Annotated in this window: 12 protein-coding genes; 6 read left to right on the top strand and 6 right to left on the bottom strand. The window is 66.1% G+C overall.

The features are described from left to right. Positions 1 to 58 precede the first annotated feature (58 nt). On the bottom strand, positions 59 to 388 hold the full coding sequence (locus L1965_RS03145; protein ID WP_235754934.1) for a DUF8846 family protein: 330 nt from the start codon (positions 386 to 388) through the stop codon (positions 59 to 61). Positions 389 to 538: 150 nt separating this feature from the next. Between L1965_RS03145 and L1965_RS03140 the strand changes: the two genes are divergently transcribed. Continuing rightward, positions 539 to 1,009: a YbaK/EbsC family protein gene (locus L1965_RS03140; RefSeq protein WP_235754933.1), complete on the top strand. Its 471-nt coding sequence runs from the start codon at positions 539 to 541 to the stop codon at positions 1,007 to 1,009. Positions 1,010 to 1,076: 67 nt separating this feature from the next. Further along, positions 1,077 to 1,901, top strand: coding sequence for an aldo/keto reductase (locus tag L1965_RS03135; protein ID WP_235754932.1), 825 nt, complete (start codon positions 1,077 to 1,079; stop codon positions 1,899 to 1,901). Here L1965_RS03135 and L1965_RS03130 read toward each other — a convergent pair. Further along, entirely contained in the window at positions 1,891 to 2,682 is a 792-nt protein-coding gene (locus L1965_RS03130) for a hormone-sensitive lipase (RefSeq protein ID WP_235754931.1), read from the bottom strand. The genes L1965_RS03135 and L1965_RS03130 overlap by 11 nt on opposite strands. A gap of 62 nt (positions 2,683 to 2,744) precedes the next feature. On the opposite strand from L1965_RS03130, the gene kynU reads away from it, so the two are divergent. Genes kynU through L1965_RS03110 form a run of 4 tightly spaced genes read left to right on the top strand, consistent with a single transcriptional unit; the run spans position 2,745 to position 9,217 of the window. Next, positions 2,745 to 3,932 carry a kynureninase gene (gene kynU / locus L1965_RS03125; protein ID WP_235754930.1) on the top strand — a complete coding sequence of 396 codons (1,188 nt, stop codon included), beginning with the start codon at positions 2,745 to 2,747 and terminating at the stop codon, positions 3,930 to 3,932. Positions 3,933 to 3,984: 52 nt separating this feature from the next. Then, on the top strand, positions 3,985 to 5,061 hold the full coding sequence (locus tag L1965_RS03120; RefSeq protein WP_235754929.1) for an efflux RND transporter periplasmic adaptor subunit: 1,077 nt from the start codon (positions 3,985 to 3,987) through the stop codon (positions 5,059 to 5,061). Further along, entirely contained in the window at positions 5,058 to 6,170 is a 1,113-nt protein-coding gene (locus L1965_RS03115) for an efflux RND transporter periplasmic adaptor subunit (protein ID WP_235754928.1), read from the top strand. Before L1965_RS03120 ends, L1965_RS03115 begins: the two co-directional genes overlap by 4 nt. Further along, complete coding sequence (locus tag L1965_RS03110) at positions 6,167 to 9,217, top strand: efflux RND transporter permease subunit (RefSeq protein WP_235754927.1); 3,051 nt, start codon at positions 6,167 to 6,169, stop codon at positions 9,215 to 9,217. Before L1965_RS03115 ends, L1965_RS03110 begins: the two co-directional genes overlap by 4 nt. 211 nt (positions 9,218 to 9,428) lie before the next feature. On the opposite strand, the gene msrA is transcribed toward L1965_RS03110, so the two are convergent. From msrA to clpB, 4 genes are all read right to left on the bottom strand, one after another. After that, entirely contained in the window at positions 9,429 to 9,935 is a 507-nt protein-coding gene (msrA, locus tag L1965_RS03105) for a peptide-methionine (S)-S-oxide reductase MsrA (RefSeq protein WP_235754926.1), read from the bottom strand. A 1-nt stretch (position 9,936) separates the two neighbouring features. Then, positions 9,937 to 10,377 carry a peptide-methionine (R)-S-oxide reductase MsrB gene (gene msrB, locus L1965_RS03100; RefSeq protein ID WP_235754925.1) on the bottom strand — a complete coding sequence of 147 codons (441 nt, stop codon included), beginning with the start codon at positions 10,375 to 10,377 and terminating at the stop codon, positions 9,937 to 9,939. 67 nt (positions 10,378 to 10,444) lie between these two features. Beyond that, a complete protein-coding gene (locus L1965_RS03095) occupies positions 10,445 to 11,413 on the bottom strand; it encodes an NAD(P)H-dependent flavin oxidoreductase (protein ID WP_235754924.1) in 969 nt (322 codons plus the stop codon). Between the two features lie 190 nt (positions 11,414 to 11,603). After that, on the bottom strand, positions 11,604 to 14,246 hold the full coding sequence (clpB, locus tag L1965_RS03090; protein WP_235754923.1) for an ATP-dependent chaperone ClpB: 2,643 nt from the start codon (positions 14,244 to 14,246) through the stop codon (positions 11,604 to 11,606). Positions 14,247 to 14,389: the final 143 nt, after the last annotated feature.

Below are 14,389 nucleotides of genomic sequence, written 5' to 3'. Positions count from 1 at the left end.
GGCGATTCTGCTTGAACAGGGAGGGCCGCGATCATTCTGAGGCGATCTCAGGGGCCGGTCAGTCTTCGCCGACGGCATCCGCGTCATCGGAGAAGAAAGGCTGCATATGCGCGATGATGACGGAATCCTCGGCCAGGGCGCGGTCCATCAGCGCGCGTTCGTCGTCGTCGATCTGCTGACCCTCTTCCGAGCGTTCGGACGCTGTGCCGTAGCTGGTCACGTCCAGCGGCGCCATGTCGGCCTTTTTCAGGATTGCGACGGTTTCGCGCACCGCCTCGGCCTCGTTTCGACCGGCGGCATAGCAGATCAGCGCCGCCCCGGTGGCGCCCTCGGGCAGGCCATCACCGGATTTTCGGCCAAGTTCGACCACGAGGGTATAGACATCCATGGCAGGCGCTCCTTTCTGCAGGAAGGCACAGCACGGCGACGTGTCGCGCGCAAGTCCCCGATCCCGATCTCGGGCGCGCGACTCAGGTTCCCATACCCGTGCCGGAGCCTTATCCGGGGCAGACGGAACAATCCGGCGAGGGAGGACGGGATGAGCAAGAGCCTTTCGCGGGTCAGGGCGGCTTTGAAGGCTTCGGGTGAGACGGTCCAGTTGCTTGAAATGCCGGGCTCGACCCGCACGGCGGCCGAGGCCGCGGCGGCAGCGGGTTGCGCGATGGACCAGATCGCCAAGTCGATCATCTTTCGGGGCGAGACGACCGGCCATGCCGTGCTGTTCCTGACTGCTGGCGGCAACCGGGTCGATCCTGCGAAGGCGGCGGCACTGGCCGGCCAACCGCTTGGCAAGGCCGACGCCGCGCTGATCCGTGCCGAGACCGGCTTCGCGATCGGCGGCGTGGCTCCGATCGGACATCTGAAGCCCGTGGACGCCTGGTTCGACCCGCGCCTGTCGCAGTTCGACACGGTCTGGGCCGCAGCGGGCACCCCCCGTCACATCTTCGCCATCGCGCCCGACCGGCTGCTTGCGATCACCGCCGCCGTGGTCGCGGATTTCACATTCTAGATCGAACCGGGCCGCGCCGGGTATCGTTGGGTCAGCGAACCCGCCACGGCCATGCAAGGAGACCTTTATGACCCAGCCGATGCTGACGCTGAACGATCACCACACGATGCCGCAACTTGGACTGGGTATCTGGCAGATCCCGCCCGACCGGACCGCCGCGACAATCCGCACGGCCCTGAGCATCGGCTATCGCCTGATCGATGGGGCCGCGATGTATGGCAACGAGGCGGGGATGGGGCAGGCGGTCCGCGAGTCGGGCCTGCCGCGCGAAGAGGTCTTCGTGACCTCCAAGCTGTGGAACGATCAGCAGGGCCGTGACCGGACCCTGAAGGCGTTCGACGCGACGATGGGGCGGATCGGACTGGATCAGCTGGACCTGTATCTGATTCACTGGCCCGCGCCACAGCAGGATCTGTATGTCGAAACCTGGAAGACCCTGATCGAGCTGCGGGATCAGGGCCGGGTCCGGTCCATCGGGGTCGCGAATTTCCAACTGTCGCATCTGGATCGTCTGATCGCCGAAACCGGGGTCGCGCCCGCGTTGAACCAGATCGAGCTGCATCCGACCTTTGCCCAGCCCGCGTTGCGGTCCGCCAACAGGCGTCTGGGGATCGTCACGCAAAGCTGGGCGCCGTTGGGCCGGACGTCGGATTTCGACGCGGCACCGGTCAGGGACGTGGCGAAACGACACGGCGCCAGCCCCGCTCAGGTCATCATCGCGTGGCATCTGGCGCATGGGCTGTCGGTCATCCCCAAATCGCAGGACCCCAAGCGGTTGCAGCAGAATTTCGACGCGCTGACGCTGCATCTGAGCGATGCGGACATCGCCTCGATCGACGCGCTGGACAGCGCCGGCCGCAACGGGCCTGACCCCGACAGCTTTATCGGCTGAGCAGGGTGCGGGTCAGCGGCGTGTCCATATCGGTCAGCGCCTCGATCACGTCGAAATGGTGGCGGCCGGGGTCGATGACAAGATCGGTCGCGGCGCCCAGACCGGCCCAGATATCGGCCAGCAGCCGCGACTGCCGAATGAATTCGGGCCGCTCCATGCTGCCGACCCACGCGGTGACCGGGACCCCCCGTCGCGGGTGCAGCAGCGCCGGGCTTTCAAGGGCGGCCTCGTCGGCGTCGATGGACAGTGTGGCGTTCATGGTGGTCCGCATCAGCGGCCGCAGATCGGACAGCGCCGAGATCGGCACGCAGGCGCTGATCCGATCGGCGACGCTATCCGGCAGGGTGCCGTCGCGGCAGACCATCCGCGCGGCCAGATGACCGCCCGCCGAATGGCCGGTGATGGCGATCGGACCGCGGACGCGCGCCGCGGCCTCGACGATGGCGGCGGCGATTTCCGCGGTCATTCGCGCGATCCTTGCCTGGGGCGCCAGCGTATAGGCCGGAATGGCGACCGCCCAGCCCGCCGCCAGCGGGCCGGCGGCCAGATGCGACCAGACCGAAGGATCGAACTTCATCCAGTAGCCGCCGTGGATGAACACGGCCAGCCCGTGCGCTTCGCCTGCCGGGTGGAACAGATGGCCGACCCCAAGAGCCTGCGGCAAATGTGTCGCCCGAAAATCGGCTGCCTGCTGCATCCAGCGCGGCGGATAACCGTCGCCATCCGGGATATGCGGGCCGTTCGCATAGGCGTCGTCCCAGTCGGTGACCTGATACAGCATGAAGACCTCCTCTTCCGCGCAATAGGGCCGGCTGTTAGCCTGCGGTCAAGAGGGAGAGACAGATGACGGATTTCGCAGCCACGCGCCGGGCCTTTCACCTGCCCGAGGGCGTCACCTATCTGGACGGCAATTCGCTTGGGCCGATGCCGCTGGCCGCGACGGCTCGGGCGGTCAGGGTGCTGGACGAGGAGTGGTCGCAGATGCTGATCACCGGCTGGAACCGCGCAGGCTGGTATGTCCAGCCGCGCAAGGTCGGCGACCGGATCGCGCGGCTGATCGGTGCCGGGCCGGGCGAGGTCGTGATGGGCGATACGCTTTCGATCAAGGTGTTCCAGGCGGTCAGCGCGGCGCGGGCGATGCGGCCCGATCGTCGGGTGATCCTGTCGGACAGCGGCAATTTTCCATCGGACCTGTATGTCGCGCAGGGCCTGGCGCGGGCCGTGGATGCCGAGTTGCGGGTCGTTGCGCCCGATGAGGTCGACGATGCGATCGGCGATGATCTGGCGGTCCTGATGCTTACCGAGGTCGACTACCGCACCGGCCGCCGACACGACATGCAGGCGCTGACCGCGAAGGCCCATGTTTCCGGCGCGCTGACGGTCTGGGATCTGGCCCATTCGGCCGGGGCGGTCGATGTGGACCTGACCGGGGCGGACGCCGATTTCGCGGTCGGCTGCACTTACAAGTATCTGAATGGCGGTCCCGGCTCGCCCGCCTTCATCTGGACCCATCCGCGCCACGCCGATGCCGCCCAGCCGATCCTGCAAGGCTGGATGGGGCACGAAACACCTTTTGCCTTCGATCCGAATTATCGGCCCGCGGCGGGGATCGAACGGATGCGCGTGGGCACGCCGCCGGTCATCGCGCTGACCGTCCTGGACGCGGCCCTGGATGTCTGGGAGGGTGTCGCGCTTGCCGATCTGCGGGCCCGGTCGATCGAGCTGACGCAGGCCTTCATCGCCGGGGTGGAGGCGGATTGCCCCGATGTCACGCTGAACTCGCCGCGCGATCCCGCGATGCGCGGGTCGCAGGTCGGCTTCCGGCATCCGCACGGCTATGCGGTCATGCAGGCGCTGATCTCCGAGGGCGTGATCGGGGATTTTCGCGCTCCGGACGTGCTGCGATTTGGTTTCGCGCCGCTATACAATGATGCGGCTGACGTCGACAGGGCCGTCGCGACACTTGCGCGCATCCTGCGTGACGAAAGCTGGAATCGCGAGCAATTTCATCAACAAGCATCGGTGACGTAAGGGCAGGGGGCTTCCCAAACGCTCATTTCTGGACCACAAGTGGTGCATACATATGGTGCTTTTTTTCATGGTCTTGCTGCGCCTTTCCTCGCTCCTTCCTGTCGTGCTGATCGCGTCCGCTGTGGCGGCGCAGGATGGTGATATTCGCGTGGAATTCGCCACCGCGACACAACAGCCCTATGATCTTGAGCTGCAGTTGTCCGGCACGATCGAGGCTATGGACAGTCTTGACCTGGGCTTCCGTCAAAGTGGCCGTGTGGTCGAGGTGCTGGCGGAGGAAGGCGATCAGGTAAGCGCCGGTCAGGCAATGGCGCGACTGGCTTCGGTCCAGCAGGATCAGGCGCTCAACGTCGCGCGGGCAAGTCTTGCCGCGGCGCGCGCGGCCCAGGCACAGGCGCGCCAGGCCAGCGATCGCGCCCGCGCGATGCTGGAGCGCGGCGTGGGAACGCGCGCGGCCCGCGACGCGGCCATGCAGGCGTTGTCCGGGGCCGAGGGCGCGGTCGAGCGCGCGGAAAGCCAGGTCGAACAGGCCCGTCGCGCCGTTGACGAAACCGTCCTGCGCGCGCCGGAAGCGGCGGTGGTCACCGCCCGCAACGTCGCGCCCGGCCAGATCGTCGGGGCGGCGCAGCCGGTGCTGTCGCTGGCGACGACGCACGGGCTGGATGCGGTCTTTCAGGCGCCCGACCACCCGCTTTTGCGCGAGGCGATGGGACGCCGGGTGAAGCTGGACACCATCGACATCGATCGCCCCACGATGGTCGGGACGGTCAGCGAGATCGCACCGCTGGTCGATCCCCGGACCGGCACGGTCACGCTGCGCGCGCAGATCGCAGCGGTCGAGGACAGCATCGCCCTGCTGGGCGCCGCGGTTCGCGGCTCGCTGCGGATTTCGACCGGCGCCGGGGTGCAGCTGCCCTGGACGGTGCTGATGCGCCAGGGCGATGCGCCCGCGGTGTGGCTCATAGACGACGATGACCGCGTCCGGCTGGTTCCGGTCCGGATCGGCCAGTTCGCGGATGGAGCCGTGTTCCTGTCTGCGGGCGTGGAACCCGGGGACCGGGTGGTGGGCGCGGGATCGCAGTTGATGTATCCCGGCCGCAAGGTCCGGCCCGCCGAGGCGCGACCGTGATCCGCCGGCTTGGCATCGGGCGCGCGTTGCTTGCGCTGGCGCTTGGGGCGGCCGCGCCGGCCGCGGCGCTGGAATTGCCCGAATGGCTGGATTTCAGCGCCCCGACCCAGGTCAGCACCGCCCCGCGCCCCGTGGTGACGGAAATCATCGAGGACAGCGGCATGGCCTCGCGCTGGGTGCCCGGCACGGTGGCCTCGCAGACCCAGGTCACCATGGCGTTTCAGATCATCGGCCGGATGGTCATCCGTCATGTCGATCTGGGTCATCGCGTGCAGGAGGGCGAGGTGCTGGCCGAACTGGCGACCGAGGACATGGCGGCCACCACCCGCGCCGCGAAGGCGGCGGTCGATGCCGCCGAGGTGCAGTTGAACACGGCCCGCACCGCGCTGGAACGAACCCAGGCGCTGGCCGGGCGCGGCGTCGCCTCGGACGCGCAGCTTGAGGAGGCGTTGCGGGGCGCGGCTGCCGCCGAGGCTGCGGCGGAACGGGCGCGGTCGGAACTGTTGCAGGCGCAGGACGCCGAGGGATATGCCCGCATGACTGCACCTTTCGCGGGCGTTGTCAGCGCCGTTTACGAGGCGCCGGGCTCGGTTGTCAGCGCCGGCGCGCCGATCCTTCAGCTGTCGGCCGAGGATCGTCGCGAAGCGGTCATCGACCTGCCCGAATCGGCGTTGGCGGGGCTGCCGGAGAATGCCGCCTTCACGGTCTGGCAGCGAATCGCGCCCGAAGACGAGGTGCCCGCCATGCTGGACCGGATCGAGCCGCTGGCCGATACCGCGACACGCACAAGGCGGCTGTATCTGAGGCTGCCCGAGAGCGCCCCGTTCAGGCTGGGTGCGCTGATCCGCGCGCGGCTTGGGACGGCGAGCGAGCCTGCCCTGACCGTGCCGGCCGGGGCGATCTTTCGGCGCGAAGGCAAGGACTGGGTCTGGCGTGTGACGCGCAACGGCGAGACAGCGCATGCCAATGCGGTGCCGGTCGAGACCGGGCCCGAGTTGCAGGGGCGGGTTCTGATAGCGTCCGGGATCGCGGCCGGGGACGAAGTGATCACCCGCGGCATCCATTCGCTGAAAGAGGGACAGGCCGTGGGCCGGAGGGTCGATCCGTGAAGCGTTTCAACCTTTCGGACTGGGCCCTGAAACATCGCAGCTTCGTCTGGTTCCTGCTCGTCGTCTCGATGATCGCGGGTGCCATCAGCTATGAGAATCTGGGCCGTGAGGAGGATCCGGACTTCACCATCAAGACCATGCTGATCGCGGCTGCGTTGCCCGGCGCCAGCATCGACGAGACGCTGAAACAGGTCACCACGAGGATCGAGACCAAGCTGGAAGAACTGGACGAGCTTGACTTCACTAGATCGATCACGATGCCCGGGCAGGCGGTCGTCTATCTCGAATTGCAGCCCACCACGCGCGGTCCGGCCGTGCCCGAGATCTGGAACCGGGTCCGCCAGATGATGGCTGACATCCGGCCCGATTTTCCGCAGGAATTCGCGGGCTTCCAGTTCAACGACAATTTCGGCGATGTCTTCGGAAACATCTATGCCTTCACCGCGGACGGGTTCAGCCAGCGCGAATTGCGCGACCGCGTCGAGTTGATCCGAAAGCGCGTCGCGTCGCTGGACGCGGCAGGCAAGACCGAGCTTCTGGGCGAACAGGACGAGGTCATCCACCTGGAATTCTCGACCGCCCGGCTGGCGGCGCTGGGGCTGAGCGAGCAACAGGTTATGGCAACGCTTGCGACGCAGAATGCGATCGTCCCTGCGGGCGTCATCCAGGCCGGACCCGAACGGGTGATGGTCAGGGTCGGCGGACAGTTCGACGATGCCTCCGCCATCGCCGATGTCAATCTGCGCGTGGGCGAGCGGTTCTTCAACCTGGCCGACGTGGCCAGCGTCACGCGCGCCTATCAAGACCCGCCCCAGACGCTTTTTCGCTATCGCGGCCAGCCCGCCATCGGCTTGCAGATCGGCATGCGCGAGGGCAACAACATTCTCGAATTCGGTGCCGAACTCGACACGCTGATGCGGCAGGTCGCGGCCGACCTGCCGATCGGCATCGAGATGGCCCAGGTCGCCGACCAGCCCGACGTCGTCAACAATGCCGTCGGCCACTTCGTCAAAGCCCTGGCGGAGGCGGTCCTGATCGTGCTGGTCGTCAGCTTCATCAGCCTGGGCTTTCGCGCCGGCTTCGTGGTGACGCTGACGATCCCGCTTGTTCTGGCGATCACCTTCGTGATCCTGGATGTGTACGGCATCACCCTGCAACGCATCTCGCTGGGGGCGCTGATCATCGCGCTGGGGCTGCTGGTCGACGACGCCATGATTGCCATCGAGACCATGATCTCGCGCCTGGAGATCGGAGAGTCGCTGGCTGACGCGGCAAGCTATGCCTGGACGTCGATCGCGTTCCCGATGCTGACAGGCACGCTGGTGACCGTGGCCGGTTTCATTCCGATCGGGCTGAACAACTCGGCTGCCGGCGAGTTCACATTCTCGCTGTTTGTCGTGATTGCCGTGTCGCTGGTGATCTCGTGGGTCGTCGCCGTGCTGTTCGCGCCGATCCTGGGCGTGACATTCCTGACCACCCGGATCGCCCATCATGCACGCGGCCCGGGCCCGCTGCGGCGCAGCTTTCATCGCCTCCTGCTGCTTGCCATGCGATTCAAGTGGACCACGGTTGCGATCACCTTGCTGATATTCGGACTCTCGGTCTTCGGGATGCGCCTTGTCGAGCAGCAGTTCTTTCCGACCTCGGACCGAACCGAGGTGCTGGTCGATATCTCGGAACGCCAGAATGCCTCCATCCTGCGGACGCGTGACGACATGGACCGGCTGGAAAAGACCCTGGCGGATGATCCGGACGTGCTTTTCTGGACATCCCATGTCGGCCGCAGCGCCCCACGCTTCGTGCTGTCGATGGACGTGCCGACGCCCGGGCCGCATATGGGACAGATCGTCATCCAGACGCCGGATCTGGCGGCCCGCGACAGGGTCAAGGCCCGGCTGCGCGACGTCGCCGCGCGTGACTTCGCGGGCCTCGATGTCTATGTCAAGAACCTCGAGATCGGCCCCCCGGTGGGCAAGCCGGTGCAGTACAGGGTGAGCGCCGTGGACAGCGACGCAGCGCGCGATGCCGCGCGGGGCCTGGCCTCGGCTCTGGCTGCCGAGCCTCGCCTGCGTGACATCACGCTGGACTGGAACGAACCTGCGCGGGTGGTGCTGCTGAAAGTGGATCAGGATCAGGCGCGGCAGCTTGGCGTCACCAGTCAGGACATCTCCGGCATGCTTTCCGCCCTGTTCTCGGGGGTCGTGGTCACTCGGATGCGTGACGACATCTTCCTGATCGATGTCCTTGCCCGGGGTGATGCCGCCGACCGTGAGTCGCTCGATTCGATCCGCAACGTACAGCTGACGACCGGCGATGGGCGGCGCATTCCGCTGACGGCGCTGGTCGGTCTGGAGTATGGGACCGAACAGCCGCTGATCGCGCAGCGCAACGGCCTGCCGACCGTGACGGTGAAGGCCAGCATAGCCAGCGATGACCAGCCAGCGACGCTGGTGGCGGCGCTGGCCGGGCAGGTTGCCGCCTATCGGGCGACGCTGCCGCCCTCGGTCGCCGTGGAGGTCGGCGGAACGGTCGAAAGCTCGGGCGACAGTCAGGCACCGATTGCCGCGGTGGTGCCGATCATGCTGTTGATCATGGCCGTGCTGGTGATGGCACAGATGCAAGGTTTCAGGCTGTCATTGATCGTCTTCGCCGCGGCACCGCTGGGTCTGATCGGCGTGGTGGCGGTGCTGGTGCCGTTCGGTGTCCCGATGGGGTTCGTGGCCATCCTGGGGATATTGGCGCTGATCGGCATCCTGATCCGAAATTCGGTGATCCTGGTACACGAGATCCAGGAATTGCTGCGAAAGGGCCGGTCGCGCTGGCAGGCGGTATTCGAGGCCTCGGACAGCCGGGCGCGGCCCATCCTGCTGACCGCCGCGGCGGCATCGCTGGCACTGATCCCGATTTCGCGGCAGGTCTTCTGGGGGCCGATGGCGTTCGCGATGATGGGCGGGATCATCGCGGGCACTCTGGTCACGCTGGTCTTCGTGCCGGCGCTTTATTGCGTCGTATTCGGGGTCCGGCCGCCGGCGACCGAGCGGAACTGACGCCCGGCTTCAAATCGACATCCGGCGATCGTCTGTCTTGCCGCGGTCTCGCCTGCCACGCCGCCTCGCGCGGGGCCGGCCGATCAGACATCTGTCCGCTGGCGGCGCCATCGCGGGACGCAAAAACCTCGCGACGCCTGGGCCTGGGTGCTTGCTGGCCTACCCGAATGAAACGCCCCTGCCGGGGCGTTGCCTCCTTGGGTCGCGCCGCCTATTCGGCGGCGCTCCGCCTGGGCAGGACCCAGTTCGGGCGCGGGAAATGGCAGGTATAGCCGTTGGGAAAACGCTCAAGGTAATTCTGATGCTCGGGCTCGGCTTCCCAGAAATCGCCTGCCGGCTCGACCTGCGTGACGACCTGTCCGGGCCACAGGCCCGACGCATTCACATCCGCGATCGTATCCAGCGCCACCTGTCTTTGCTGTTCGTCGGTGTGGTAGATCGCCGAACGATAGCTCGGCCCGACATCGTTTCCCTGCCGGTTGGGGGTGGTCGGATCATGGATCTGGAAAAAGAATTCCAGCAGGCTGCGATAGCTGAGGATCGTCGGATCGAAGATGATCTCGATGGCTTCGGCGTGGTTGCCGTGATTGCGGTAGGTGGCATTCGGCACGTCGCCACCGGTATAGCCCACCCGCGTCGAGATCACGCCGGGCAGTCGCCGGAGCAGATCCTCGACGCCCCAGAAGCAACCTCCCGCCAGTATTGCCCGATCGCTCATCTCACGCCTCCTCGACCTGATCCAGCCATTCGCCATAACCTTCGGCTTCCATCCGGTCCTTCGGCACGAAGCGAAGTGCGGCAGAGTTGATGCAATAGCGAAGGCCTCCGGCTTCGGCCGGGCCGTCGGGGAAGACATGCCCCAGATGGCAGTCACCATGCCGCGACCGCACCTCGGTCCGGACCATGCCGAACGTGACGTCACGATGTTCCGTCACATTCCCCGAGATCGGCTTCGTGAAGGCCGGCCAGCCACAGCCGGACTTGTATTTCGCCGCACTGGCGAAAAGCGGTTCGCCCGACACCACATCCACATAGATGCCGGCTTCGAAATGGTGATCGTATTCGCCGGTGAAAGCACGCTCCGTGCCGTTTTCCTGGGTCACGCGATACTGTTCCGGCGTCAGCCGGTCGATCGCCTCCCGAGATCTCTGATAAGCCAAATCATCCTCCACGCAAGCAGTCCCGTTCGCAGCCCTATATGGGTATCGGCAAGCCGTTTCGCAAAGGTCAGAGACGTGCGGTTTCCTGCCGCGCCTCGGCATATTCGCGGGCCAGCCGATCGATCCGCTCGCCTGCCGGCACGATCTCGCGCACCGCGCCGATGCCCTGGCCCGAGCCCCAGACCTGGCTCCACGCCTTGGCCTTGGAGGCGGAATTGTCGAAGTTCATCGACGCGGCATCGGCCGCGGCCAGATTGTCAGGATCCAGCCCGGCCTTGCGGATCGAGGGCGCCAGATAGTTCCCCGAGACACCCGTGAACAGCGACGAGGTGACGATGTCCATCGCGCCGCTGTCGCAGATCATCTGCTTGTATTCCGGCTGGGCATTCGCTTCGGTCGTGGCGATGAACGGGCTGCCGATATAGGCTAGATCCGCGCCCATGACCTGTGCGGCCAGCACCGCGCGCCCGGTCGCGATGGCACCTGACAAGAGCAGCGGGCCGTCGAACCAGTCGCGGATTTCCTGCACCAGCGCGAAGGGCGATTGCAGCCCCGCATGGCCGCCAGCGCCGGCTGCGACCGCGATCAGGCCGTCGGCGCCCTTCTCGATGGCCTTGCGGGCGAAGACATTGTTGATGATGTCGTGCAGAGCGATGCCCCCGCAATCATGGGCGGCCGCGTTCACCTCGACCCGCGCGCCAAGCGAGGTGATCCAGATCGGCACCTTGTGGCGGTGGCAGATCTCGATGTCCCGCTCCAGCCGCGCATTGCTGCGATGGACGATCTGGTTGACTGCGAACGGCGCGGCGGGCCGGTCCGGATGGGCCTGGTTGTGGCGGTCCAGCTCCTCGTTGATGCGGGTGAGCCAGGCCTCGAGCAGCGGCGGCTCTCCATCGGGCTCGCGCGCATTCAGCGCCGGAAAACTGCCGACGATCCCGGCCTTGCATTGCGCGATGACCAGTTCGGGCCCCGAAACGATGAACATCGGCGAGCCGACAACGGGGATTCGCAGCTTCTGCAGGATCGGTGGCAGCATCGGGTTCTCCCTTGGTGGTTTGCGGCAGTCTGGTCGCGGCGCGACGTGCGGGCAAGTGTGACGCGGCGGCCCGATCCGCGGCGACCGTGGACAGCATGACGATTCGGGTGACGATACCGGTCCGGGCCTTACAATGGAAAGATCCCGCCAGGGGGCCTGGCGGGATCACAGAGTCGGACATCGAGGCTGCTCAGTGCAGCGTGGCGTCCGGTTTCGGCCCTTCGCCGATCGCGCCCAGCCGGGGACCTGCCTTGCCGACGCGGTCGCCGACGAGAAGACCTGCCTCAGTCGCGCCGACATGGACCGTCTGACCGTCCAGCACCTCGCCAGACAGAAGCAGTTCTGCCAGCGGATCCTGGAGGGCGCGCTGGATCACGCGCTTGAGCGGACGGGCACCGAAGACCGGGTCATAGCCCTGGTCGGCCAGCCATTTGCGGGCGTCATCGTCCAGTTCCAGCACGATCTTGCGGCTGCTCAGGCGATTCTTCAGCCGTTCAAGCTGGACCGTCACGATGCCGTCCATGTTCTCGCGCGACAGGCGGCGGAAGATGATGATCTCGTCCAGACGGTTCAGGAACTCGGGCCGGAAATGCGCCCTGACCGCCTCCATCACCTGGTGACGGGCATCGGAGGAATCGGCGTCTTCGGGCAGAAGCGAAAGCGCCTGCGATCCCAGATTTGAGGTCAGGATGATCAGCGTCTGCTTGAAGTCCACCGTCCGGCCCTGACCATCCGTCAGCACGCCGTCGTCCAGCACCTGCAAAAGCACGTTGAAGACGTCGGGATGCGCCTTTTCGACCTCGTCGAAGAGGATCACCTGATACGGCCTGCGCCGCACCGCCTCGGTCAGCACCCCGCCCTCGTCATAGCCGACATAGCCCGGCGGAGCGCCGATCAGCCGGGCCACGGAATGTTTTTCCATGAACTCGGACATGTCGATCCGCACCATCGCCTGATCGTCGTCGAACATGTATTCGGCCAGGGCCTTGGTCAGTTCGGTCTTGCCGACACCCGTCGGACCAAGGAACAGGAACGACCCCAGCGGGCGGTTCTCGTCATTCAGGCCGGCACGGGCGCGACGAACCGCGTTCGAAACGGCGGTGACCGCCTCTTGCTGACCGATGACACGCCGGCCGATCTGCTCTTCCATCTTCAGCAGCTTGTCGCGCTCGCCCTGCAGCATCTTGCTGCTGGGGATGCCGGTCCAGCGTTCCACAACCTCGGCGATCTGCTCGGGGCGCACGGCCTCTTCGACCATCCGCCCGTTCGCGTCGGCCTCGTCGGTGCCCACCAGCTGCTTCTCGAGGCCGGGGATGATGCCGTAGGACAGCTCTCCTGCGCGGGCCAGATTGCCCTCGCGCTTGGCCTGATCCAGTTCGGCGCGGGCGCGGTCCAGCTGTTCCTTGAGATTGCGCGAGCCTTCCATCCGTTCGCGTTCGGCCTGCCAGCGCGCGGTCATCTCGGCGCTGCGTTCCTGCAGGTCCGAAAGGTCCTTCTCCAGCCGTTCCAGCCGGTCCCGGGACGCCGTGTCATCCTCTTTCTTCAGGGCCTCGGCCTCGATCTGCATCTGCAGGATCTGGCGGTCCAGCTGGTCAAGCTCCTCCGGCTTGCTGTCCACTTCCATCCGCAGGCGGCTGGCGGCCTCGTCCATCAGGTCGATCGCCTTGTCGGGCAGGAAGCGGTCGGTGATGTAGCGGTGCGAAAGCTGCGCCGCCGCGACCAGTGCCGCGTCCGAGATGCGGACCCCGTGGTGAAGTTCGTATTTCTCCTTGATGCCGCGCAGGATCGAGATCGTGTCCTCGACGGTCGGTTCCTCGATCAGGACCGGCTGGAATCGGCGGGCAAGCGCCGCATCCTTTTCGATATATTTGCGGTATTCATCCAGGGTCGTCGCACCGATGCAATGCAGTTCACCCCGCGCCAGCGCCGGCTTGATCAGGTTGGCGGCATCCATCGCGCCGTCGGTCTTGCCGGCGCCGACCAGGGTATGCAACTCGTCGATGAACAGCACGATCTCACCCGAAGCGTCCTCGATCTCCTTCAGGATCGCCTTCAGCCGTTCCTCGAATTCGCCGCGGTACTTGGACCCCGCGACCAGAGCGCCCATGTCCAGAGCCATCAGCCGCTTGTCACGCAGGGATTCCGGCACATCGCCGTCGATGATCCGCAGCGCAAGGCCCTCGGCGATGGCCGTCTTGCCGACGCCGGGTTCGCCGATCAGCACAGGGTTGTTCTTGGTCCGGCGCGACAGCACCTGCATGGCGCGGCGGATTTCCTCGTCCCGGCCGATGATCGGGTCGATCTTGCCCTGTTCGGCGGCCTCGGTCAGGTCGCGCGCATATTTCTTAAGCGCCTCGTAGCTGTCTTCGGCGCTTGCGCTGTCTGCGGTGCGTCCCTTGCGGATGTCGTTGATCGCGGCATTCAGGTTCTGCGCATTGACCGCACCCGCCTCCATCGCGTCCTTGGCGTTGGTGTTGACCATCGCCAGCGCCATGAGGATCCGCTCGGCAGGGACGAAGCTGTCGCCGGCCTTCTTGGCGACCTTCTCGGCCTCGTCCAGAACCCGGACCATCGAGGGATCGACATAGACCTGCCCGCTGCCCGAGCCCTTGACCTTGGGAAGCTTGGCCACGGCCTGATCGACGGCCTGCTGGACGCGCTTGGCATCCCCGCCGGCGCGGTTGATCAGATTGGCCGCCAGGCCCTGATCGTCATCCAGCATCGCCTTCAACAGATGCTCTGGCACGACACGCTGGTTTTCCTCGCGGATCGCGATGGTCTGTGCGGCCTGCAGGAAACCGCGAGACCGCTCCGTGAACTTCTCCATGTTCATCGGCAATTCTCCTTTTCACTAGCCCCCGTTTCGCGGACGCCCTCGCGCGGCACGCCCCTGTCCGGGTCCTCGTCGATCATTTGGGGTGTTTCACGGCGCTTTCAAGCGGCTTCCGCTTGTGCCATAACGCCGCGATTTCGCGG

This window comes from Paracoccus salsus, from assembly GCF_021556615.1.
GTDB classification, from domain to species: Bacteria; Pseudomonadota; Alphaproteobacteria; order Rhodobacterales; family Rhodobacteraceae; genus Paracoccus; species Paracoccus salsus.
This window is presented reverse-complemented; position numbering and strand designations above follow the sequence as displayed.